This is a genomic window from Paenibacillus bouchesdurhonensis, from assembly GCF_900155685.1.
GTDB lineage: Bacteria > Bacillota > Bacilli > Paenibacillales > Paenibacillaceae > Fontibacillus > Fontibacillus bouchesdurhonensis.
This window is the reverse complement of sequence record NZ_LT732548.1, coordinates 2,837,310-2,860,557: the sequence shown is the minus strand read 5'-3', so window position 1 is coordinate 2,860,557 and position 23,248 is coordinate 2,837,310. Positions and strand designations below refer to the sequence as shown.

Sequence of the window (23,248 nt, the reverse complement as noted above, 5' to 3'; positions counted from 1 at the left end):
AACCCAGCATTTATCATGGAAAAATCATTTCGGCAGCTATGACAAAAAATTAAAGAATTGCCTGTGCACGCCAAAAAAGCACGACCTTAGGTCATGCTTCAATAATGTGATCTTTTTATAGTACTTTACTTAGGAAATCTTGTGTACGCTGGTTGCGAGGCGAACCGAACACTTGCTGCGGCGTGCCTTGCTCGATGATAACACCTTGATCCATGAACAGAATACGATCCCCTACCTCGCGGGCAAAGCCCATTTCGTGGGTGACGATGACCATCGTCATTCCCCCCAGGGCTAGCCCCTTCATGACTTCAAGCACCTCTCCTACCATTTCGGGATCCAGTGCCGACGTCGGCTCGTCAAACAACATGACATGCGGCTCCATCGCTAAAGCCCGGGCTATCGCAATACGCTGCTTCTGACCTCCCGACAATTGGGACGGATATGCTGCACTCTTGTCTTCCAGACCCACTTTACGCAGCAACTCAAGCGCTTTGGCCTGTGCCGCGGATTTGTCCTGCTTCTTTACTTGAATCGGAGCCATCAGGATATTATCCAGCACCGTCTTATGCGGGAACAAATTAAAATGCTGGAACACCATCCCCATCTTTTCGCGGGTTTTATTAATATTGTGACGCTTCTCCGTAATAAGCTCGCCCTCAAAAATAATCTCGCCGCTGGTCGGCTCCTCCAGCCGGTTCAAGCAGCGAAGAAATGTACTCTTCCCCGACCCGCTCGGCCCAATTACAACGACAACCTCGCCGCGGTTAATTTCCAGATCAATGCCTTTCAAAATATGCAGTTGACCGAATTTCTTATGCAGATCCTTAACGGTTATCACTAGCCTGCAATCTCCTTTCGAAGCGACCCAAAATACGGGAAAGCGTAAATGTAACGATAAAATACATCACGGCAACAATCAGGAATGGAAGCATTCCATTATAAGTAATGCCTTGCACGGCACCCGCCTGGAACATAATTTCGGTTACCCCGATAAAAGAAACAATCGATGATTCCTTGACGATGACCACAAATTCATTCCCGATGGCTGGCAGCACATTTTTGACTGCCTGCGGAATAACGATGAAGCGCATCGTCTGCCCCTTCGTCATCCCGAGTGATCGAGCAGCTTCGCTCTGTCCCCGATCCACGCCCTGAATCCCAGCCCTGAAAATTTCGGCTAGATACGCAGAGCTGTTGATCGACAGCGTAATTGCCCCCGATTGGATAGGATCGAAATTAATATCAAACATGTAAGCCAACCCATAGTGTATAATCATCAGTTGAACAAGCATTGGCGTACCACGCAAAAACTCAACCCAAGCATGTCCGATAAAGCGAACGATCCCCCATGGCGACATGCGGATCAAAGCCACAAATAATCCGAGAATAAACCCGAAAAATACGCCAAGAGCCGCCAGCCACAAAGTATACTGCAGTCCAGTCAAAAAATAACTGCGATATTCCCAAAACATCGTTGCAAAATCAACAAAAAAATCCATAAGCCTATCATTCCTCCAATGATCGAAAAAACGTGGATATAAGGAAGCAGAGGCATTCGAATCATGCACTCCTTATATCTTAAAGACAAACTGGTTCGCTGTCGACTGTTTCTAAAAAAACAGAAAAATAGCGAAAATTCTCCGCTATTTTCTGCCTATCTTGTCTTTTCCGTGAAATAGCCAATCCCAGTTTATCTAATTGACAGTTCGCTGGCTTCTTCTACGAATTTCTCAATGCTGCCATCCTCGATCAGACGATCCAAAGTGGCATTTACCTGGTCAAGCAGCTCTTTGTTTCCTTTTTTGATTCCTACCACATAGCCTTCATCCTCAGTTACCGGCACAGCATCCGTAATAACGATTCCCTCAACATTCTTTACGAACGATTCGGCTACGGGACCTTCAATAATCGCTACGTCAACGCGGCCCGAGTTCAGCTGCATAATAATGTCGGAGATTTTCGCCAGAGATGTCAGCTTGGCCCCAGGGATTTCTTTAGCGATGTCTTCTTGGATAGAACTTTTTTGAACGCCTATTTTTAAGCCTTCCAGCGATTCAAGGGTTGCATATTTATCCTTGTCCGCTTCGCGAGCGACGACGGCCTGCTTCGCATTATAGTAAATTTGCGACATTTCGATTTCTTTAGCACGCTCCGGTGATGGACTTAGCCCGGATATGACCATATCTACCCGACCGCTACCAAGCTCATTCAGCAAGGAAGAGAACACCATATCCTTGATTTCCAATTCGGCTCCCATATCCTTCGCAATCTCTTTGGCGATTTCTACGTCGAATCCGACGATTTCGTCTTCGCCTTTGTCATTTTTGATATGAAACTCATAAGGCGGAAAGTCCGCGCTCAAGCCAAGAATCAATTTCTTACTCGCTCCCGAGCCCTGCGTGCTGTTCTTTGCTTCCTTATCCTGTCCACAAGCTGCCAACACGGTAGTTAGCAGCATTACTGCCATTAATAATATACCCCATTTTTTCATCTGTCTCTCTCCTTGATTGTTATGAAAATAAATTATCGTCTCATGATTTCACTGGGCTAATTATAAATCATAATGCATATATATGCAAAAGAAATTTTCGACAAATTTCTTACTACCTCACTCTGTTATTATACCTCCGGTCAATTGAGCTTCTTCATCATTCACTTTATTCCCCTTACTCCACTTGCATTATTTAACAGTCATACTCTCCGATCCTGCTCGCATCCCTTAACTTAGCCATCATCATGTGCCCTTTATCACATTATCGTATTGCATAAACAAATCATTATGCGCCATGATTCATGTCTGCACCTTATTCAGGGAATAATGGTTCATAACAAGGAACTATTGGTTATTAATTAGCTGTAGTACGATGTTAAAGGAGGTGGCCACATGCTACTGGAAGCTTTGTACCACGTGCCTCGAGATAAGTGGGCCTATGCTTATAATCCATCGACGATTCATCTGCGTGTGCGCACCAAACGAGATGACGTAGAGCGAGTATTCGCCATGACCGGGGACAAATATGACTGGCAAACGACCTATCAGGAATTTGCGATGGAAAAAGCAGCCCATGACGCGATGTTCGATTACTGGGAAATCGCTGTAAAGCCTAAATATAAACGGCTCTCCTATGCCTTCAAACTGATGGCCGGCAACGAAACCGTCTATATGCAGGATAGTGGAATTGGACATGATCCTCCCACACCGCCAGGAGAATTATATGAATTTCCCTACATTCACGAAATCGATGTTTTTAAAGTGCCTGAATGGGCCAAGCAAGCCGTATTTTATCAAATCATGCCCGAGCGTTTCGCGAATGGAGACCTGTCGAACGATCCTGAGCATACCGAGCCGTGGGGCGGCACGCCCAAAATCGACAATTATTTCGGAGGCGATCTACAGGGAGTTCTCGATCACCTCGACGATTTAACAGATCTCGGGATTAACGCAATCTATTTTACGCCGCTCTTCACCTCCCCTTCCAACCATAAATACGCTACGGTCGATTACAAGAACGTCGACCCTCATTTTGGGGACAACGCCCTCTTAAAACGGCTTGTTACGGCTTGTCATGATAGAGGTATAAGGGTGGTGCTTGATGCCGTATTTAATCATTGCAGCGAACAATTCCCTCCGTTTCAGGATGTGCTGAAGCATGGGAAAGATTCGAAATACATCGATTGGTTCCACATCAATGAATTCCCAGCTTCCATCAAAAATGGCATTCCCACTTACGACACTTTTGGTTTCTATGGAAACATGCCCAAGTTCAACACCGCAAATCCCGAAGTGAAAAACTATTTGCTTGGCGTAGCCGAATACTGGATCAAAGAAATTAATCTTGACGGTTGGCGTCTTGATGTCGCGAATGAAGTGGATCATCACTTCTGGCGCGATTTCAGACATGTTGTAAAGGGAGTAAACCCTGAAGCGTATATCATCGGCGAGGTGTGGAGCGATTCCTTGAATTGGCTGCTTGGTGATCAGTTTGATTCCGTAATGAATTACCCCTTCGCTGAGAAAGTACTCGCCTTCTTCAATGGCGGCATGGACGGGTATAGCTTCTCTAATGATATGGGCGCTCTTATTATGCGTTATCCGCAGCAAACCAATGAAGTTATATTCAACATGCTGTGCAGCCATGATACGCCAAGACTGCTCACTAGCGTTGGCAACGATAAGCGCAAACTGAAGCTCTGTGTCGTATTTCTGTTTACGTATATTGGCACACCATGTATTTTTTACGGTGATGAGGTCGGAATATCTGGAAACGGAGATCCGGATTGCCGCAAATGCATGATCTGGGATTCGAATAAACAAGACCGCGAGCTGTATGATTTCTATAAATTAATGATTGCTCTGCGCAAGAAGCACAACGCTTTACGCGAGGGGCGGTTTCGCTTTCTGCACGCGGACAGCCATGACCCATGCATTATTTATGAACGAATAGACGAGAAAGTTCATTTTACCATTTGGATGAACAATACGGAGAAGAAGCGCACGCTATCGCATCCCATGGATACGAACGACTGGTATGACGCTTTGACGGATGAACGCGTTATGCCCGATAAAGGGGTTATGAATATCAGCCTTGATCCCTTCGGATATCGCATATTATTCCGCAAACTTAAATAACCCTCTTATAAATAATAATGACCCCGGATACACCTGTCTTAGGTGCATCGGAGTCATTTATTTTTTGCATTCCCAATACCTTATAGATTCATTATTGATCCAGTTAGAAGCTTTGCGCTGCTGCCCTCTTGTAAATGTCAATATATTGTCTGGCAGATGCCCCCCAGCTATAGTCCCCGGCAAAGGCATTGCGCATCAGCCGCTTCCAGTGCTCCGGCTGATGATAGTAGTCTATGCCCCGACGCAGCGTATATAACAAATCATGAGCATTGAAGTTTGTAAATGTGAAGCCGTTCCCTTCTCCGGTCTCCTCGTTGTAAGATTTCACGGTATCGTTCAGCCCTCCCGTTTCCCGTACCACGGGAATACTCCCGTATCGCAGAGCCAAGAGCTGGCTTATGCCGCAGGGCTCGAATTTTGACGGCATTAGGAATAGGTCGCTGCTCGCATATATCCGTCTCGAAAGTGCATCACTGAACGTAATTTGTACGGATAGTTTCTCAGGGTGGCGCTGCGCCGCTTCTCGAAACCAATCCTCATAAGCACGGTCGCCTGTACCAAGGATAACGAACTGTACCTCATCACTTTGCAGCCATTCGTCAAGAATACGTATGACCAGGTCAAGACCTTTCGGTTCGACTAAACGCGTAACCATGGCCACGATAGGAATGCGCGGCGAGGTCGGCAAGCCCAATTCCTCTTGCAAGGCGACCTTGTTTTCCTGTTTTTTTAATCCGCTTGTCTTATAATTGACCGCGAGTGCTTTATCGGTTGCAGGATTATACAATTTCGTATCCACACCGTTGACAATACCGGATAACCGCTCTCCGAGAGACCGTAGCAATCCATCCATTCCGTATCCATAGTGCGGCGTCCTGATCTCTTTAGCATAAGTTGGGCTTACTGTTGTAACATGCTCTGAAAACACCAAGCCTGCTTTCATAAAACTTACAGCACCGTTATATTCGACGCCCTCCGGCGTATAATAAGTGTGCGGCAAACTCAGCAGGTCACCAAGCACTTCATATGGGAACAATCCTTGATACAACAGATTGTGTATGGTGAATACGGTACGAATGCCAGCGTAATAAGGGTCATGGCGAAAATGCTCCTTCAGCAGCAGCGGAATCATGGCGGTATGCCAATCATGACAATGCAGAATGTCAGGCGCGAAATCAATGGCAGGCAACATTTCCAATACGGCCCGGTTTAGAAAAGCGAATCTTTCCCCGTCGTCCCAATAGCCATATACCCCCTCTCGGCCAAAATAATATTCATTATCGATAAAATAAACCGGGATTTCCTCCCACGCCAAATATTCGATGCCCCCATACTGCCGACGCCAGCCGACGGGAACGTCAACCGCACCCCAGTGTTCAAGGAGGTCACTGTATTCAGCGGATATATCCCGGTACTTCGGCAGCACGACGCGAACATCATGCCCCGCCTGATGCAGCGCTTTAGGCAGTGCTCCTATGACATCGGCCAAACCGCCTGTTTTGATGAACGGCGCTACTTCCGCCGCAGCGAACAGTATTTTCATTTCTTCGTCCTCCTCTTCGTCGTAGCAGCTTGTCGCTTCACCGTCTTCTTCCAAATCGTCGTGCTGAGTGGAGTCATATCCATGACCAAACTGTGGGGCTGCTCATGCCAAGGTATTTTCACGGAAGCCAAGTTTCGTTGCTGTATCGACCCTGTGCCGCCAAAAGCTATGTCATCACTGTTGAATATAAGCTTATATTCTCCAGACTTTGGTACGCCTACACGGTAATCCGACCGTGCTGCAGACTGAAAATTAATGATGACGAGAATTGTATCCCCGGATTTCTTGCCCTTTCGCAAATAACAAATGACGCTTTGATTTGCATCATGAGGGTTGATCCACTGGTAGCCTTCAAAACTATGATCCAATTCCCATAATGCCCGCTCCTGCAAATACAATTTATTCAATGCTGCCGTATATTCCAGCATGCGTCTATGGGAATCATATTCCAGGAGGAACCAGTCCAGTTGGTCTTGATCCTTCCATTCAATGAATTGACCGAACTCTCCGCCCATGAATTGCAGCTTCTTCCCTGGAGATGTAAGTTGATAACCAAGCAGCAGACGCAGCCCTGCGAATTTCTCTTCATAATTGCCCGGATTTTTGTCGAGCAGTGATTTCTTGCCGTGTACCACTTCATCATGGGAAAAAGGCAGGATGAAATTTTCTGAATAAGCGTAGCATATAGGAAAGGTTAGTAAGTTGTGATGATTCGGCCGCTCCCAGAACGGCTTCCCGATATATTCCAGCGTATCGTTCATCCAGCCCATATTCCATTTATAGTTGAAGCCTAAACCGCCCTCCGTGACGGGAGCCGTTACGAGCGGCCATGCGCTGGATTCCTCGGCCATCATTAAAGCATGTGGATAGTATTCGAATACGGTTTGGTTGAGCTGCTGCAGGAATCGGATAGCATCTAAGTTTTCGATGCCTCCCCGATCATTGAGCGGGTATTCGCCGTCTTTCTTCTCAAAATCCAAACGAATCATGCTTGTGACCGCATCCACGCGAAGACCATCAAAGTGATAAAAATCCATCCAATACAAGGCATTGGAAATCAGAAAAGAACGAACTTCCGGCTTGGAAAAATCAAAACTTAGCGTCCCCCAGCCCGGCTTCTCTGCCAGTAGAGGATCGGCGTACTCAAACAACGGCGTTCCATCGAACATACGCAGGCCATGCGCGTCCTTCGTAAAATGACCAGGTACCCAGTCAAGCAGGACGCCAATGCCTGCCTGATGACAGCGGTCGACAAAGTACATGAGATCCGCAGGCTCGCCGTACCTGCTCGTCGGCGCATAATAACCGGTAGCCTGATAACCCCAGGACAAATCATAAGGATGCTCGGCCAGCGGCATAATTTCGATATGGGTATACCCCATATTCACGACATAAGGGATCAGCTCATCAGCCATTTCCCGATAGGAGAAAAAACGGCCATCCTTCTTCTGCTTCCAAGTTCCGAAATGAACTTCATAAATGTTCAAGGGCCTGCGGAATGGCACTCTGTTCTTTCTCCTCCAATTTCCGTCATTCCATCGGTAGCCAGACAGCGACTTGACGACAGAAGCTGTTGCGGGCCGCACCTCAGCATGGAAAGCAAACGGGTCTGCCTTAAGAAAGGTGTCTCCATTCGAGCCCGTAATTTCGTACTTGTAAAAAGTTCCTTCCTCAACACCCGGGAAAAAGCGAGTCCAAATTCCCGAATCGGGTATCTTATATAATAAATCGTTCTGCCCACTCCATTGATTCCAATCAGACGCTACACCAACACGAAGCGCATGTGGTGCCCATACGGTAAACCTGACGCCTGTTCGGCCATCCTCAACCGTCAGATGGGCGCCGAATGCATAGTAGCTGCGATACAGCGTACCTTCATGAAATAAGTAAATATCGTTTTCAGAAATGACCTGTTTGGACGATTGCTCTGGAAATAACAACGGATCACCTGCTTTTTATAAAGTTCCACCAACTAAATTACCCATTTATTTCAACATTGAATACCGATTGTTAGCTTTGAAAAATAAAATGTAAACTTTTCATCAATTATTTCTTCTTATCGTTTCAACGTCTGCATATCTCGTTTATGTAAGTACTACATTGAAAATCCACAGGGAGGGAAAACGACATGAACAAAAAGGATTGCATTGCCATGCTGTTGGCCGGAGGGGAAGGCCGAAGATTATCTCCCCTCACGTCCAAACAGGCTAAGCCGGCAGTGCCGTTTGGTAGCAAATACCGTATTATCGATTTTCCTCTCAGCAATTGTGTAAATTCAGGAATCGATACGATCGGTGTTCTGACACAATATGAAGCAGATTCGCTCCATCAGCATATTGGAGACGGTGAAGCTTGGGGTTTGCCCAGAACGGAGAACGGCGGTATTGCTTTGCTTCCTTCTTATGGTGCAAGCAGCACAGGAAATGAAGAATATGTGGGTACTGCCGATGCCATCTTTAAAAACATGGAGTACGTAGATCGTTATTCTCCAGACAATGTCCTTATTTTGTCCGGTGACCATATTTACCATATGGATTATCGCGAGATGTTAAAATCCCATATGAGCCAGGGAGCATCCGCAACCATATCGGTGATGCCAGTTCCTTGGGAGGAAGCCCATCGTTTCGGTGTCATGTCGATCGACAAACAGTATCGAATTACGGAATTCGCTGAGAAACCGGAGCGGCCAGCAAGCAACCTAGCTTCAATGGGGATCTACCTGTTTAAATGGGATTTCTTGAAGCAGCATTTAATTGAAGATGCGAACGACCCCCATTCCAGTCATGATTTTGGCAAAGACATCATTCCCAAGATGCTTGCAGGTTCCATGGCGCTGCATGCTTATGAATTTAAAGGTTATTGGCGCGACGTCGGTACCGTACAAAGCTTATGGGACGCTCATATGGATCTTCTGAGCGGAGACGGTAATTGGGCATTGCTGAACGATAAATGGCCTATGTACACCCGTGAAATACGGACGAAGCTAAACTCCGTCAAGACACGGTATGCCGAGGTCAAATCATCAATGGTGCATGATTGCTGCACGGTCGAAGGCTGCACCGAGCGCTCCGTCATTTTCGGCGGCACTGTCATTGGCCGTTACACCAAAATCAAAGAAAGCATAGTTATGCCGAACGTAGAAATTGGCAGGAACGCCCTTATTGAGCGGGCGATCATCGGCGAAGGAGCGATCATCAAAGACGGTGCAATTATTAAAGGGACAGCCAACGAAATCCTTGTGATCGGCCCTAACGAGACCGTGCTGGCAAAACCTGCCGTCCGTACCCAGCCTTCCCGCTTACTCAAGGAAGTATACGACAATACAGCACGACTGCGCGCCGAAGGATTGTCTTCCTAGGAGCCTTGTCCAAGTTCTATATTATTATGTATATAACAAAGAGCGGATCCTCATGATCCGCTCTTTAAAAATTACTGCGTATTTATGTTCATTTCATATAAGTTATAACCTCTTCCCTGCTTCTTTCCCGAGCCCTTAAGGGCAAACCCCATGCTTTCATACATACGATTCAGCTTAATATTTCCGTCCCAGCAATCCAGGCGCAGCGCCTTCCTATTCAGCTGTTTCGTGCGTTTGGCAGCCCATTCGATCATAGCCCCGCCAAGCTGCTTGCCCCGCCAGGCAGAACGGACAGTTAACCGATGGAGATAACTGAAGCCCTCTTCGTTAAGAGCTCCCCAGTATTCAGGGTCGCTGCTTTGCAGCGTAAACATGCCTACAGGCTTATTTTCCCGGATCAGCAGATAAATTTCCCGCTCTGCAAAATACTGATCGATTTCGTCCGTGGTAAATTGCTCCGGATTCCACTGCTGTACTCCGAGTCCTGCCATCCATACCGCCGCTTCGATCAACATTTCACGCACAATCGCTTTATCCGATGCATTAGCAAGAGCGATTGCAAATGTACCGTACTGTGTATTGATTTCATCCCATACTTGATTATTCATCCTCGGTCATCCCATCATATCCATTCTGTTCATTCACTTCCGCCAGCACCGAACTTGCCTCGCCTTCTAAAGAAGGCGCATCGGAATCCGCTTCCCCGGCCATCTCCAACATAGGCAATGTTACCAATACCGTTGTTCCGGCACCAAGCTCGCTATGAATATGCATCTCACCCTTATGCAGCTCAACCAACTGCTGGCTGATTGCCAGTCCTAATCCCGTACCGCCTCGGTTATGATTGACCTGGAAGAAGCGGTCTCTCACCTTGCCGATATGCTCTTCACTAATCCCGATACCGCTGTCCACCACTTGTACAAGTGCTGTACCGCTGTCCTTCAAGGATATGACGAGATGAATCCAACTGTTCTCATTGGAGAATTTAATGGCGTTATCCACCAAATTTAAAAATACCTGCTTAAGGCGATTTCCATCGCCAATAATAATGACAGGACGTTCCGTGCGGTCATCGAGCTTCAGTTGAATTTGCTTCTGCTCCGCCTTAGCCCAAACGTTAAGCATGATTTCCTGTAAAAGCTCCTTCAAATTAACCCTTCCGATGACCAGCTTCATTTCATTTTGCTGAAGCTTCGAGAAGTCGAGCATCTCCTCGACGAGACCGATCAGCCGTTCCGTCTCTTTTGAGATGATCTGCATCCCGATCTTCGTCTCTTCCGGATCAAAGCCGCCGGATGTCAAAGTTTCACTCCAGCCTTTGATGCCCGTAAGCGGTGTGCGAAGCTCGTGGGAGATTGAAGAAATAAAATCATCCTTGATCTGGTTGCTGCGGACGATTTCCTCCGCCATATAATTCAAGGTTGAGGCCAGCTCACCCAGCTCAAATTTATAATTCCCTTTGATCCTTGCATCGAATTTCCCCTTAGCCATTTGGGCAGATACGGCTCGAATATTATTGATCGGCTTCACAATCGAATTGGCCAGTCCGATGCTAAATAAGGTAACCAAAGCAAGCACGGCTGAGCCAACGCCGACGGAGAGCAGCGTCAAATTCATCAGCTTGGCATTTACGTCCTCCAGCGAAGTGACGTACCTGACGATATAACGGTTCTCTCCCCGGACTTGCAGCGGGGTCGAGACAGACATGACCCACTCTCCAGTAGACTGTCTTCCTACCCATGTGCCGACTACACCAGCGACAGCCTGCGGGACATCACTCGTTTGAATCGCCTTTTCCGCCTGAAACTGAGTGCTGCTCGCCATGACCTCGCCCTTGCGATTCAAGATCATCAGCTCCGTATTATCCAGTTCAAACGTGCGAAGCATCTCTGTGAAATAATCCGGATCCCTCTCAGCGTACAGCTTTACGAATTTCTGGTAATAATCCGAAGTCCGGGTAGCATGATTGGACATATGGTTCTCTATCGTTTGGTAGTAATACGTTCTTAAGGCAAATGCAAATATGACCTCAACCATGAACAAGGTTACGAATACTACGATGAAATAATGCAGGACGATTTGGCGTCCAATTCCTTTTTTGATCATTGCCCCTCGCCCTTCCACTTATAACCATGACCCCATACAGTTTGCAGGAAGGTCGGTTCGGAAGGGTTGTTCTCAATTTTTTGACGGAGCCTGCGAATATTTACGTCAACAATTTTGGGATCGCCCATATATTCCTTGCCCCAAACGTGATCCAGCAGCAGGTCACGGCTCAGCGGCGTGTTCTCCTTCTCCAAAAAATACTGAATCAATGAAAACTCGGTTGGCGTAAGCTCAATCAGCTGACCGTTTTTCTTGAATTGCTTGCTGATTAGATCGAGTGTGAACGGCCCGGAAGTAAAGCTTACTTTTGCGCTATTCTCACGGTATACATTAACCCGTCTAAGTAGGGATTGAATGCGTGCAATGAGCTCTGTAGGGCTGAAAGGCTTGCTGATATGGTCATCGGCTCCGACAGAGAGAGCATACACCTTATCCTGCTCCTGTACCTTTGCGGTCAGGAATATAATGCCGATCCGTTCATTGGTTTCCCTGATTTTGCGGCATACCTCGAATCCGTCGATTCCCGGAACCATGACATCCAGTAAAGCGATATCGATATCCGGAATGCTGTTATAACGCTCCAAAGCTTCATTGCCATCAGCCGCTTCGATGACTTCAAAGCCATTGCGCTTCAAATTGATTACGATAAAACTGCGAATGGATTCTTCATCTTCCAAGATTAACACTTTACTCAACTTTGCCTTCCTCCCTTTTGTTAACATGAAACGATCAACGCTTAATTTCTTTCTCGCCTTTATTCACTTTCAAATCAGTATGACTGAGGAATCCGATGACTTTATCATTGTCGCGTGCGAATAACGCCCAATCTTCCTGAACCAGCTCCCACTCTGCCAAAGAGAAGAATCGAATTTCCGCAAGTGTGGCATTTGTATCAATATCAACGAACTTGATATGCTCATCCTTGATGGATTTAATATCAATCGTAACTTTGCCCCACCATTCCTTCGGCAGGTTGAAATAGAATCGTCCAGCCAAGTCCATGTATTGCTGCATGACGAACGTTAATCCCTTCTCCGGATCCCATTGATAGTAAGAGAACAGCCATGGGATATCATCAAAAGCAATATATTCCCAGCCTCTCGGGGTTTCAAGCATGCCGATCTCCAGAATACCGTCATCATTAACATCCCCGCTCATAATTTGGTAATCTTTGAGCGTTGAGCTCTGATCCGGGATGAGATCCACAAGTTTCCCGTCCTCCATCACGACGATGATCGAATAACCGGAGAGCTCTCCCGAAATGGCGTCGAGAATAATGCCTCGCTTATCTGCCGTAATGTTGCCATGAACCACGTTATAATAGCCACTAACCGCATTATCCAACTGCAGTTTATCCAGCTCCTGAAACGATTGGTCAAATTGATATGTCGTTATCGTCGAGTACTGATCTTTCTTCAGCGACACGACCGTGATATCCAGCTTATCATCATTATTTAGGTCATCTATTATGAAGTAATTGTAAGGCAGCTCAAGAATTCTTTCGACCGACGTACCTGTGTACGAATATACGATAAGCCCTTTCTGAGTCTGCTTCTCCCCGCTAGAGAACCCTGCAACGATATTAATCTCGCCATTGCCGGTGACATCCTTGAGCTCAAACGATTCGAGCACCTGGCCCTCTCCATCGAATCTAACCTTCGGCACCCATGTATCGTCCCTGTTTTCCAAAATCATGCCATGAACCTTGACCTTTTCCAGCGGAGTTTCGTAGAACACTACCGCTTCCATTACGCCGTCCTTATTCAGATCGACGACCCGAATCGAGCTAATATCGGCTGCGTCACGAGGCCGAATCTCCGCCCCTTTCAGTTCGGCATTAATGACGCTTCTAAGCGTCTCCTTCTCTGAGCTTAGCTCGGGAGCCTTCATTAACAATTTTGGATCCATCATAAAGTTGCATCCGCTTAGTACAAGCAGCAGCAATGCGCTTCCCAATAAGGGAAGCCATCTATTCACATTCATCGTATCACTCTTTTCATGCTAAATCGATTTGCCGCTTCTCTTCTCCGGTAAGACGTCTGCCCTTGATGTCAAGCTTGAGCTCCCCATCGTATATGCCCCAAATTCGAGTGCAGAACCGCTCGGCCAGCTCTATAGGAAGAGCAGCGACCACTGTCGTTCCCTGCTCGGTGCATAAATTTTTGAGCGTAGCCATCACCTTGTCCGCAGAATGAGGATCAAGACCAATGACCGGTTCATCCGCAGCGATAAAGCCCGCACCGTGCACGAGCGCTCGGCATATAGCGACGCGCTGGCGCTCCCCTCCGCTCAGGTTGCCGGCCTTCAGATGCGCTTTATCCAGCAGGCCGAATTTCTCAAGCTCGTCCATCGCTCCCATATAATCATCCGAACGAACCATGCCTGTCAGCCTCCGAAGCAGCGAGGTTTGGCCTGCTTGTCCAATCAGCACGTTTTTCAAGGCTGTTTTCTCAGGATACAATGTAGGGTTCTGTTCCAAGTATGCGCATTTTGAACGGTATTTTCTCGCTCCTTTACCGCCACCGCGAATAATGGTTTTATCATCCCAGGCATAATCCCCATCATTCCAGCTCTCGCGAAGAGCGAGACATTGGAGCAGTATGCTTTTACCGCTGCCGCTAGGCCCGACAACTCCGATCATTTCGCCGGCTTCGAACTCGGCGCTAATCCCGTGCAGTACTTCTTTGGTGTTGCCTTCTACTGATTTCTTGAGGTTATTCACCTTAATCATGTCAATTCTCCTTTGGTCAATGCTTCTCTTCCTTTAGTTTATTGGAAATAGCTCTGAAAATCCATTACACCATCTTCATATTTGCTGATTTATTCCCACTTTCCGGCCGGAAAGCAAAACCTGCTATCGTGAATAACAAATAAAACAATCCTAATAACACGAACAATAACCCCGCCGAACCGAAATGCATGGCTATCCCGCCGAAATTCGGGCCAACAATACTGCCAAGATTAAAATGAATAGAAGCGATCACGTTTGCCGTCGGAAGCAAGTGGCGCGGAAGAATATCTGCGGCGTAAGCCAGACCCAGCGAGAAGAAAGAACCGACCAATCCGCCGGTAACCATGAATATCAGCATTAATCCGAAATAATGATTACCTATTAAAGGTACGAAGAGAAACAGCAGGCCTCCCAAGCTACCAGCGATCATGAGAATGATTTTTCGTCCATAGCGATCGCTTAAATAACCAAGCGGCAGTTGGAGAATAAGTCCGCCGATACCGAAGAACGGCAATAATGTCGATATTTGCCCTGCAGTCAGTCCAGTGCGCAGCCCATAAATCGGGAAGTTGCTATTCATAGCTGCTTCCATATAGCCGTACAGCAGCGACGGGATCAATGCAAACCATGCCAATCGATATATTCGGGCAACTTTTCGCTGGCCAGTCGCTTGCTCCTGTCCTTCGTTCATTTTGTCAGGTACCGTATCCGGCATTTTCAAATATACGAGCAGCGCAACCAACGCAAAAAGTATAGCGAGCAGCAAAAAAGGGACGAGTCGTCCGTAAGGAAGCAATTTTATGGCTAAAGGTCCAATACTGAAGCCGATTCCATATGACATGCCGTAGATCGAAATATTTTTGCCTCGCTGGTGCGGGGGCGTGATGAGCAGCATCCAGAGCTGGGAGGCAAAGTGCAGCGCGTTATCCCCGATCCCGACGAGTAGTCGGAGGACAAACCAAACCTCTAGGTTGGAGATCAACGGAAATATCGGCAGTGCGACTGTAACCAGCACCATTCCCCAGAGAATCAATTTCTTAAAACCGATGCGTTCGAGCACTTTCACCGCAACCAGTGACATGCCGAAGGAACCGACATAGAGCGCTGCGGCATGCAATCCATTTACCGAGGAGGAGATTCCCCTTTCTTCCATAAAAATCGATAAAACGGGCAGCAGCAGTCCCTGGCTCAATCCAGCGACGATAACTACCATAATTAGAATAAATACAGGTGAAATCAAACGTTTTTGTTGTATTTCCATAGATGTAATGTCTGCTCCTTCACTAAAAAGAAAGAAAATCGTCAACAGATGACGACTTTCTGCAATCACTTGTAGGATATAATTCAAATAAGCCAGCAACCGACTGCCTGCAATAATAAACATTATAGTAGACAATTTCATAGCAAACAAGCCATAATGGTTATGATGTAAAGAAGTCTGGGAGGTTTCTTGTCATGGCATACAATGTCAAAGTTGACGTTTCTCCAATATATGAGCTCATAAGCAGCTTCCTTGTATTTACGACCCGTAAATGGGTAAACAATTTAGATGTAGGAATGGAATGGCTTGAAGACATCAGCTCTCGCTTAAACCTGGATGCACAGCAAGCTTTCACCGCCGCCGCAAAGTTTCCTTTCAGCGATTACGATGTTCTCTATGCATGGGCCATAGATCGTCCCAGCCGCAATGTTGCAGCCTTCCTGGATGATCTCGAGAAAACTGCAAATGATATCCTTTACCATAGTAGTAAATCCTATATTCCTGATATGACAACTGAGGAAGTCGAACGAATACGCAGCAGCTATATCCCTTTACTTCGTAAATGGAATGCTCTGTACTTCATGGACGTCGCTCCGCAGTACAGTCCTCTACTCGAAGAAGATGCTGCCGAGAAAGCTACCTTATTGCATAAAATGGATCCCGAAGCACTTGTCGAGTATGCATCCGGCGGCATCGTCCTGGAGCCTGGGCTGCCGATCGAACAGGTCGTACTTGTTCCTTCTGTCCATTTTAGACCGATTAATACCTACTGCTTTTACAGCGGCGCTTTGCTTATCCAATATCCGATTGATATACCAGAGCTCGACGAGGACGAACCACCTACCTGCCTTTTACGCTTGACACGCGCCCTCGCCAATCCTGAGCGCCTGCGCTTGCTTCGCTATGTTGCGAATGAACCGAAATCATTGCAGGAAATGATAAATAATCTGAATGAATCCGAAGATAAGCTCATGCATCATCTTATGCGGCTGCGTGTAGCCGGCCTGCTCCGCGTTCACCTTGTCGACGCCAAAACAGAGAAATTCACCATTCGCCCGGATGGAGCAGCTGAGCTTCAGATGTTCTTGGAGTCTTATATCCGGTTATAGTATTATTGTCTCGCTGCAACTAAGGAGTGACTGTATTGAGCCTACGACAGCAAATTATTTTTGATTTGGATGACACACTGATTCACTGTAATAAATATTTCGAGGAAATATTGGATCGTTTTGCGCGTCAACTGCTAGAATGGTTTGACGCAGAGCGCCTTACAACGAAAGAAATCATCGCTAAGCAAACGGAAATCGATGTTGCCGGCGTGAAGAAAGTAGGCTTCGTAAGCAATCATTTTGCGCAATCACTCATTGATACTTACCGCTATTTCAGCTCTGTAACCGGCAGAGATACACATTTGGCGGAAGAAGAGCATCTAGCCCATCTCGGTATGAGCGTTTATGAACAGGAGGTTGAGCCCTATCCCGGCATGCTGGAGACGCTCAATGTATTAAGCGGGCAAGGGCATGAGCTCAATCTATATACGGGTGGCGACGACTTCATTCAGCAGCGCAAAATCGATCGCATGAAGCTGTCTACTTATTTCGATGATCGGATTTATATCCGTGCGCATAAAAATGCCGAAGCGCTGGAGGAAATTTTAGAACTGCGTCAATTTAATCGAAGACGCACTTGGATGATCGGCAATAGCCTACGCACGGACATCGCCCCTGCGCTTACCGCGGGAATTAACTCTATTTATATTAAGCATCCGAATGAATGGTCGTACAATCTTATAGATATTAAAGAAAATACGGATACATCCATGTACACCATCTCCTCCTTGGAGCAAGTACCCGGCATAATCGCCGAGAGCCTTGCCATGGCTGCCCGGAGAAACATGCTGTAGAAGCACTCGTCATACGCCGTGGGTTGCTTCCATCACAATACAACAAGGTTGCCTATGCTTATAGGCAACCTTGTTGTATTGTCGGGTAAACCATTCCTCTTGTCCGTTATTCTTCAACTTTGCTTAAATCCAGCTTCCCGCTCAAGGGATCAGCCAGCACGATTCGAGCTTTAAAGTCGCCTTCAGGCTGTTTGAAAGACAATAACTGCGTCTGGCCTTTGCTGATCAGTGAACATAACATGCTGACCGATATATTTTTTCCTGCGTATTCCTTCCATATTACAAATCCGCAGCCTTGTTTATAGTGGGTGCAGCCATAACCTTTGCGGCCTTCAATCAATTGCCCGCCGCAGCCTTCACGTGGACAAGGGGCAAGCGGCTGCATCGAACCTGGCGCCGGGGAGGAAGAGGTCTTTTTCGCAGTCGCAGCGTGAGCAGCCGTGGTCGCCGAGCTACCCGTTTGTCCGGGTGACTTGCTTTGACGAGAGCCCCGCGCGCCTTTGCTGCGGCTGCCTTTCCGCTCTTCCTCCGCCACTTCAAATAAAGAAGCATCGGCCTTGGGCTGGACGCGCACCTTATCGATGATCGATAGGGTGAACCTTTTGACGTTGTCCATAAACTTTTCTCTAGCTGCCTCGCCCTTCGAAATTTGATACAACCTACGCTCCCATTGCCCCGTCATTTCTGGCGAAGTCAGCAGCTCGACTCCGGCGTGGCGAATGAGCTCTATGGCGGTTCTTCCTTTCTGGGTCACGGTGATGCGCTTACCCTGCATCGTAATGTATCCGACATTTTTCAAGCGCTCGATCGTCGCTGCACGCGTTGCCGGCGTACCGAGGCCCGCATCTTTCATTGCGTCCCTTAGCTCCTCGTTCTCCAGTTGCTTGCCCGCACTCTCCATCGCTTTTAGCAAAGTTCCTTCCGTATAAGCTTTCGGAGGCTGTGTCGCCTTCTCCTTTGCCTCCGCATTCAGACACTGTACAGGTTCATCCTTCTCGATGTGAAACGGTTCGCTGACCAGCTCCTCCTGCTCTTCCTCCTCATCCTTCTTCTTCCCTCGGGTGCCAGAACGGGTATCCTCAGGCTGACACACCTTCCAGCCCAAAGACAACAGCTCCTTTACATTCGTCTTGAATGTTTCCCCTTCGACCTCGGTCAACACCGAGTGCTGTTTATATTCCGCCGGTGGGTAGAAATGCGAGAGAAAGCGCCTGATGACGAGATCATAAACATTCTGCTCTTCTTTACTAAGCGTTCCGGCACGCCGAAGCGTAGGAAGAATCGCATGGTGATCCTCAACTCGCGCCGGATTACAGACCGATTTGTTATTCACATGCACCAGCCGAGGATTTGCGCCCTCTACTAACTGCTGATAAGGACCCGACTTCAGCATATGCAGCGCTTTATGCATCCCATCGATGTTTTGTTCGGTAACGTAGTTCGAGTTCGTCCGGGGATAAGAAATAACTTTATGTCGTTCATAGAGCGCCTGAGCCAAATCCAGTGTCTTCTTGGCCGAATACCCGTACTTCGCATTCGCATCACGCTGCAGCAGCGTCAAATCGTACAGCTTGAACGGATACTCCTTCGTATCCTTGACCTCATATTCACGGATTCGGCCTTCTTTCCCCCGCACTTTATCCGCGATAGCCGCCGCTTTCTCGGCATCCGTCATCCGCTCCCCTTGCCAAGTTCCTGTATACTTTCGACCAAGCTGCTCGAGCTCCGCTTTGATATCATAATAAGTCAGCGAGTCAAAGCTTTCGATCTCCTTCTGCCGGTCATAAATGAGCGCTAGCACCGGCGTCTGTACCCGGCCAACGGAAAGGAGCGTCCGGTGTTTCGTCGTAAAAGCGCGCGACGCATTCATTCCGATCAGCCAATCCGCTTCGCTCCGCGCTCTTGCCGCTTGCGTCAAATTTTCGAATTCAGTTTCTTCATGCAGGGTGTCAAAGCCTTTTTGAATGCTTTCCGCCGTCAAATCGGAAATCCATAGCCGTTTCACGGGCTGCATCAGCTTCAATTGCTGCTGAATAAGGGCAAATATGTACTGGCCTTCCCTTCCGGCGTCACAGGCGTTCACTATGCGATCACAGCGTTTGGCCAGCTCACCGATCATCTTAAGCTGATCCTTCGTTTTCGGGTTAGGAACGATTTTGAATCGTTCCGGCAAAATTGGCAAATCACCGAAATTCCATCGCTTATACTTCTCATCATAAGCGTCCGGCTCTGCTAAGCCAAGCAAATGGCCGATCGCCCAGGTAATAATGTAATTCTCGCCCTCCAAATACGACCGGTTGTTCTTCGCTCTCGGTTCGATGACGGCAGCGATCGTTCGACCCATGTCCGGTTTCTCTGCGATTACGAGCGTTTTCATCGATAAAGCCGCCTCTCTTTCACAATTACACGTTCACTTCTGTTTCGCTACCATAACAAAGAGCTGCGCTCAGCGCAGCTCTAAAGCACACTATATTATATCATATTTAGTAGGAACCCCTCTAATACTATTCTAGCGACGCTCATAGATCATAAATCGGTGATCATATAAATTCTTCTCATCCCGAAGACCAGCCATCTCTTCAACCAATGCAAACTGCGACCAGTCGAAGGAAGGAAAATGAACATCTCCCTCAAACTCCTCCTCGATTCGGGTAACCAGTAAACGATCCGCATAGGGAATAAACTGCCCGTACACGCTGCCTCCCCCGATAATCATCAGCTCGCCGTCCCTCGCCATATTTAGGATCTCTTCCACAGCGTGCACCACTTCTGCACCCTTCGCTTCGTAAGAGCGGTCACCCGTAAGCACGATGTTGCGGCGCCCAGGAAGAGGCTTGATTTTTAACGATTCCCAGGTTTTCCGACCCATTACGACCGTCTTGCCTTTAGTCTGCCGCTTAAAAAAATTCATATCGTTAGGCAGTCTCCAGGGCAAATCGTTGCCTTTACCGACCAAGCCGTTCCGATCCATCGCCCATATTAACGATATTCCCATACAGTACTCCCTTTCCCTTCTAAAGCTACTAAACTGCTAAACTGCTAATTTATACGGCAACCGTTGCTTTAATCGCCGGATGGTGCTCATAGCCGACAAACTCAAAATCTTCATAAACATAATCAAAGATGGAATCCGGTTTGCGCTTAATGACCAGCTTTGGCAGCTCATATGGCTCCCGGGCAAGCTGGGTTTTCACCTGCTCCAAATGATTGCTGTAAATATGCACGTCGCCTCCAGACCATATGAACTCGCCTGCCTCCAATCCGCACTGCTGAGCCACCATATGCGTCAAAAGGGCGTAGCTGGCGATGTTGAACGGAAGTCCTAGGAAAGTATCTACCGAACGCATGGTCAGCATGCAGGATAGCTTTCCGTCCGCAACATAAAATTGGAAGACAAAATGGCAGGGCGGCAGCTGCATTTGATCCACTTCAGCCACATTCCAGGCACTGACAAGATGGCGCCGTGAATCGGGATTGTTCTTGATCGCTTCGATGACGTTGGCGATTTGGTCGATCTTTCTGCCGTCCGGCGCTTCCCAGGATCGCCATTGAGAGCCGTACACCGGGCCCAGATCACCGTTCTCATCCGCCCATTCATCCCAAATACGGACGTTATTTTCTTTAAGATACGCTATATTTGTTTCCCCTTTAAGAAACCAGAGCAGCTCATGAATTACCGATTTCAAATGAATTCGCTTCGTCGTGACAAGCGGGAATCCCTGACTTAAATCAAATCGTAACTGACGGCCGAATACGGACAGCGTCCCCGTCCCTGTACGGTCTTCCTTTGCCGTCCCATGATCCAACACATCCTGCAATAAATCTAAATACGCTCTCATATATCGCACCCCGAACTGTAGTCTTTAGTCATATTCTTAGTTATTATAGCAAAGTTTGAGCTAAATTTGCCCGGAAAGTAAGGATCGCCATAAATTATCACATTCCTATAGCTCCCTACCCCCTTCCACTACGCCTTACTTGGTCATAACCCCTTCATCATAATAGGCTACTTCCGCATCCCTTCTCACGATGTCCTTAAGCTTCTCTTTATAAAAAGGCATCAGTTCGTCAGCTTGCTCCACATCGATCCAATCCACCGCGAGAATTTCGTCAGGCCTGACAATTTCCATACGGCCTCCTGCAATGATGCCACGAAAAGTTATGAATACGACATGCTGCTTAAGTTCCGTAAACACCCCTTCATTGACAGCGGCTACGCCTTGGATTTCCACATCCAGCCCGGTCTCCTCCTTGGTTTCCCGGATTGCCGCCATTTCGAGCGTCTCGTTTTGCTCCACCGCGCCCCCTGGAAGCGTCCACGTATCCCTGCCGCTATTCTTGACCATCAAAATCTTCGTTCCCTCTTCATTGACCAGCAAGGTATATACTACATCAACCCGTCTCATGATCACGATCTTCCTCTCCGCTCTTTCAATTAGAAATACCCCATTACAAAATGCGTGAGCCCGCCTAGTCTTTGATCCAGGTCAACAAAGGCCAATCTACTAACCAGTTCTTCCTATGAACCCGCTCCAAATAATCGTGCCGATCAGCAAAAAAAGGGCCCCGTCTCACAACCATGCTAAATAGATCGTCCAGTCCATGAGGGGCATAGAGCTCCAGCTCATCGCAAGCCGTCAGGCGAACGCCAATAGCCGTTGCAGTCTCGGGCCATCGGCTCATAGCATCGAGCGTGGATGTGTATGGCATTGCTCCGTTTCTCAAATGCATCCGCGCCTGATTTTTAACCGACCATCGTTCATTTCCTGTCTGTTCGATTAATTGCGATTGCAGTTCCATATCTCTGCCCTCGGTGCAACACTCCTTATCGAAGTAGACGACATCAATATCGTCATGCCGCGAACGAAATCTGTATCCATGCAGCACATCCCACACATAGTTCCGAATATACCCTGCCGCTATATAACAGTCGGGCAATTTCAGCCGCCGCACGGTACGTAAATCGCTCATCAACGGCTCGCAATCCGCGATCAATCGCTTTAATCGCTCCTCGTACAAAGCCCATCTCTCCTCAAGTGCGCTGTTATCTATTTCGAGTATGAACGCGAGAGATCCTCCCATTCATTTATGGACAGCTTATTCGTAATATGCTTTAACTCCTCAGGAACCTCCACATAACACATCAGCTCCAGACTATTTCCATCCGGATCATCAAAATAAATCGAAGCATTGCCTTGATAGGGACGAACAAAGGGCTCGATCGACGTTCTGCCGCCAAATGGGACAGCCTCTACCTGAATAGATGCCAGCCAGACCAATGACCGCTTCAGATCCTCATACGATACGCGAAAGGCGATATGACGCAAAGAGGGATGATATGGGGTTGCATGCTCCCGGCCTTCCCACAGCCCAAGCCAGCTCCGGCCTTCGTCAATCCAATAGAAAGCAGTATCCTCATCACGCCAAGCTAGCTTTAAACCCAATTTGCTATAGAAATCCATCGAGACCTCCAAATTTTTCACGGGCAAATGCGCTTCATATAATCCATGAATCATCATAATCCCCCCTCAATCACTCGGGTTATTTTCTCTAATGCATACTACCTAAGCAAGTACATCATATTGTATAGCAAATAGCGGTGAATTAAAATTAGATTTAACAAAATGCTCCAGAAGCGACTTATGAAAAGGCCGCACTGAAGCACAAGAACAAAAAAATGCACCTTCCGGTGCTTGACTGTAATCAGCATGCATTT

At 47.5% G+C, this 23,248-nt stretch carries 21 protein-coding genes; 4 read left to right on the top strand and 17 right to left on the bottom strand.

All coding sequences use genetic code 11. From position 1 onward, the window contains the following. Positions 1–115: 115 nt before the first annotated feature. The 3 genes from CZ379_RS17205 to CZ379_RS17195 form a co-directional block, all read right to left on the bottom strand. Complete coding sequence (locus tag CZ379_RS17205; protein WP_110932745.1) at positions 116–838, bottom strand: amino acid ABC transporter ATP-binding protein; 723 nt, start codon at positions 836–838, stop codon at positions 116–118. Beyond that, entirely contained in the window at positions 825–1,499 is a 675-nt protein-coding gene (locus CZ379_RS17200) for an amino acid ABC transporter permease (RefSeq protein WP_110932744.1), read from the bottom strand. The genes CZ379_RS17205 and CZ379_RS17200 overlap by 14 nt, the downstream gene beginning before the upstream one ends. Before the next feature lie 191 nt (positions 1,500–1,690). Then, positions 1,691–2,491, bottom strand: coding sequence for a transporter substrate-binding domain-containing protein (locus tag CZ379_RS17195; RefSeq protein ID WP_110932743.1), 801 nt, complete (start codon positions 2,489–2,491; stop codon positions 1,691–1,693). 393 nt (positions 2,492–2,884) lie between these two features. Here CZ379_RS17195 and CZ379_RS17190 point away from each other — a divergent pair, with 393 nt between their 5' ends. Next, a complete protein-coding gene (locus tag CZ379_RS17190; protein WP_110932742.1) occupies positions 2,885–4,630 on the top strand; it encodes an alpha-glycosidase in 1,746 nt (581 codons plus the stop codon). Between the two features lie 103 nt (positions 4,631–4,733). On the opposite strand, the gene glgA is transcribed toward CZ379_RS17190, so the two are convergent. Continuing rightward, positions 4,734–6,173 carry a glycogen synthase GlgA gene (gene glgA / locus CZ379_RS17185; protein WP_110932741.1) on the bottom strand — a complete coding sequence of 480 codons (1,440 nt, stop codon included), beginning with the start codon at positions 6,171–6,173 and terminating at the stop codon, positions 4,734–4,736. Next, a complete protein-coding gene (gene glgB / locus CZ379_RS17180; RefSeq protein WP_110932740.1) occupies positions 6,170–8,113 on the bottom strand; it encodes a 1,4-alpha-glucan branching protein GlgB in 1,944 nt (647 codons plus the stop codon). Before glgB ends, glgA begins: the two co-directional genes overlap by 4 nt. A 188-nt stretch (positions 8,114–8,301) precedes the next feature. Here glgB and CZ379_RS17175 point away from each other — a divergent pair, with 188 nt between their 5' ends. Continuing rightward, positions 8,302–9,531, top strand: a complete 1,230-nt coding sequence (locus CZ379_RS17175) for a glucose-1-phosphate adenylyltransferase (protein WP_110932739.1) — start codon at positions 8,302–8,304, stop codon at positions 9,529–9,531. Positions 9,532–9,602: 71 nt separating this feature from the next. Here the strand turns inward: CZ379_RS17175 and CZ379_RS17170 are convergent, their stop codons facing one another. The 6 genes from CZ379_RS17170 to CZ379_RS17145 form a co-directional block, all read right to left on the bottom strand. Then, positions 9,603–10,139: a GNAT family N-acetyltransferase gene (locus CZ379_RS17170; protein WP_110932738.1), complete on the bottom strand. Its 537-nt coding sequence runs from the start codon at positions 10,137–10,139 to the stop codon at positions 9,603–9,605. Then, positions 10,132–11,637, bottom strand: a complete 1,506-nt coding sequence (locus tag CZ379_RS17165; RefSeq protein ID WP_234404941.1) for a HAMP domain-containing sensor histidine kinase — start codon at positions 11,635–11,637, stop codon at positions 10,132–10,134. The genes CZ379_RS17170 and CZ379_RS17165 overlap by 8 nt, the downstream gene beginning before the upstream one ends. Beyond that, positions 11,634–12,332, bottom strand: coding sequence for a response regulator transcription factor (locus CZ379_RS17160; RefSeq protein ID WP_110932737.1), 699 nt, complete (start codon positions 12,330–12,332; stop codon positions 11,634–11,636). The genes CZ379_RS17165 and CZ379_RS17160 overlap by 4 nt, the downstream gene beginning before the upstream one ends. Before the next feature lie 34 nt (positions 12,333–12,366). Next, entirely contained in the window at positions 12,367–13,620 is a 1,254-nt protein-coding gene (locus CZ379_RS17155; protein WP_110932736.1) for a hypothetical protein, read from the bottom strand. Positions 13,621–13,633: 13 nt separating this feature from the next. Beyond that, positions 13,634–14,368, bottom strand: a complete 735-nt coding sequence (locus CZ379_RS17150; protein WP_110932735.1) for a phosphonate ABC transporter ATP-binding protein — start codon at positions 14,366–14,368, stop codon at positions 13,634–13,636. A 64-nt stretch (positions 14,369–14,432) separates the two neighbouring features. Next, a complete protein-coding gene (locus CZ379_RS17145) occupies positions 14,433–15,629 on the bottom strand; it encodes an MFS transporter (RefSeq protein ID WP_324616464.1) in 1,197 nt (398 codons plus the stop codon). Between the two features lie 194 nt (positions 15,630–15,823). Here CZ379_RS17145 and CZ379_RS17140 point away from each other — a divergent pair, with 194 nt between their 5' ends. Beyond that, positions 15,824–16,738, top strand: coding sequence for an ArsR/SmtB family transcription factor (locus tag CZ379_RS17140; protein ID WP_110932733.1), 915 nt, complete (start codon positions 15,824–15,826; stop codon positions 16,736–16,738). Positions 16,739–16,773: 35 nt separating this feature from the next. Beyond that, a complete protein-coding gene (locus CZ379_RS17135; RefSeq protein WP_110932732.1) occupies positions 16,774–17,532 on the top strand; it encodes an HAD family hydrolase in 759 nt (252 codons plus the stop codon). Positions 17,533–17,638: 106 nt separating this feature from the next. Here CZ379_RS17135 and CZ379_RS17130 read toward each other — a convergent pair whose 3' ends face one another. From CZ379_RS17130 to CZ379_RS17105, 6 genes are all read right to left on the bottom strand, one after another. Next, positions 17,639–19,909, bottom strand: coding sequence for a type IA DNA topoisomerase (locus CZ379_RS17130; RefSeq protein ID WP_110932731.1), 2,271 nt, complete (start codon positions 19,907–19,909; stop codon positions 17,639–17,641). Between the two features lie 132 nt (positions 19,910–20,041). Then, entirely contained in the window at positions 20,042–20,527 is a 486-nt protein-coding gene (locus tag CZ379_RS17125; protein WP_110932730.1) for a dihydrofolate reductase, read from the bottom strand. A 49-nt stretch (positions 20,528–20,576) separates the two neighbouring features. Then, entirely contained in the window at positions 20,577–21,371 is a 795-nt protein-coding gene (gene thyA, locus CZ379_RS17120) for a thymidylate synthase (protein ID WP_110932729.1), read from the bottom strand. Between the two features lie 135 nt (positions 21,372–21,506). Then, positions 21,507–21,938 (bottom strand): NUDIX hydrolase, encoded by a 432-nt coding sequence (locus CZ379_RS17115; RefSeq protein WP_110932728.1) that lies wholly within the window; start codon positions 21,936–21,938, stop codon positions 21,507–21,509. A 64-nt stretch (positions 21,939–22,002) separates the two neighbouring features. Continuing rightward, positions 22,003–22,551 carry a nucleotidyltransferase family protein gene (locus CZ379_RS17110; RefSeq protein WP_110932727.1) on the bottom strand — a complete coding sequence of 183 codons (549 nt, stop codon included), beginning with the start codon at positions 22,549–22,551 and terminating at the stop codon, positions 22,003–22,005. A 29-nt stretch (positions 22,552–22,580) separates the two neighbouring features. After that, entirely contained in the window at positions 22,581–23,048 is a 468-nt protein-coding gene (locus tag CZ379_RS17105) for a VOC family protein (RefSeq protein WP_110932726.1), read from the bottom strand. Positions 23,049–23,248 lie beyond the last annotated feature (200 nt).

Coding starts and splice junctions, on each gene's coding strand:
- glgA (WP_110932741.1), bottom strand. CDS start 6,173: ATGAAAATACTGTTCGCTGCGGCGGAAGTAGCGCCGTTCATCAAAACA.
- thyA (WP_110932729.1), bottom strand. CDS start 21,371: ATGAGAGCGTATTTAGATTTATTGCAGGATGTGTTGGATCATGGGACG.
- CZ379_RS17105 (WP_110932726.1), bottom strand. CDS start 23,048: ATGATTCATGGATTATATGAAGCGCATTTGCCCGTGAAAAATTTGGAG.
- CZ379_RS17200 (WP_110932744.1), bottom strand. CDS start 1,499: ATGGATTTTTTTGTTGATTTTGCAACGATGTTTTGGGAATATCGCAGT.
- CZ379_RS17115 (WP_110932728.1), bottom strand. CDS start 21,938: ATGAGACGGGTTGATGTAGTATATACCTTGCTGGTCAATGAAGAGGGA.
- CZ379_RS17190 (WP_110932742.1), top strand. CDS start 2,885: ATGCTACTGGAAGCTTTGTACCACGTGCCTCGAGATAAGTGGGCCTAT.
- CZ379_RS17140 (WP_110932733.1), top strand. CDS start 15,824: ATGGCATACAATGTCAAAGTTGACGTTTCTCCAATATATGAGCTCATA.
- CZ379_RS17155 (WP_110932736.1), bottom strand. CDS start 13,620: ATGAATGTGAATAGATGGCTTCCCTTATTGGGAAGCGCATTGCTGCTG.
- CZ379_RS17170 (WP_110932738.1), bottom strand. CDS start 10,139: ATGAATAATCAAGTATGGGATGAAATCAATACACAGTACGGTACATTT.
- CZ379_RS17130 (WP_110932731.1), bottom strand. CDS start 19,909: ATGAAAACGCTCGTAATCGCAGAGAAACCGGACATGGGTCGAACGATC.
- CZ379_RS17150 (WP_110932735.1), bottom strand. CDS start 14,368: ATGATTAAGGTGAATAACCTCAAGAAATCAGTAGAAGGCAACACCAAA.
- CZ379_RS17195 (WP_110932743.1), bottom strand. CDS start 2,491: ATGAAAAAATGGGGTATATTATTAATGGCAGTAATGCTGCTAACTACC.
- CZ379_RS17125 (WP_110932730.1), bottom strand. CDS start 20,527: ATGGGAATATCGTTAATATGGGCGATGGATCGGAACGGCTTGGTCGGT.
- CZ379_RS17165 (WP_234404941.1), bottom strand. CDS start 11,637: ATGATCAAAAAAGGAATTGGACGCCAAATCGTCCTGCATTATTTCATC.
- CZ379_RS17145 (WP_324616464.1), bottom strand. CDS start 15,629: ATGGAAATACAACAAAAACGTTTGATTTCACCTGTATTTATTCTAATT.
- CZ379_RS17175 (WP_110932739.1), top strand. CDS start 8,302: ATGAACAAAAAGGATTGCATTGCCATGCTGTTGGCCGGAGGGGAAGGC.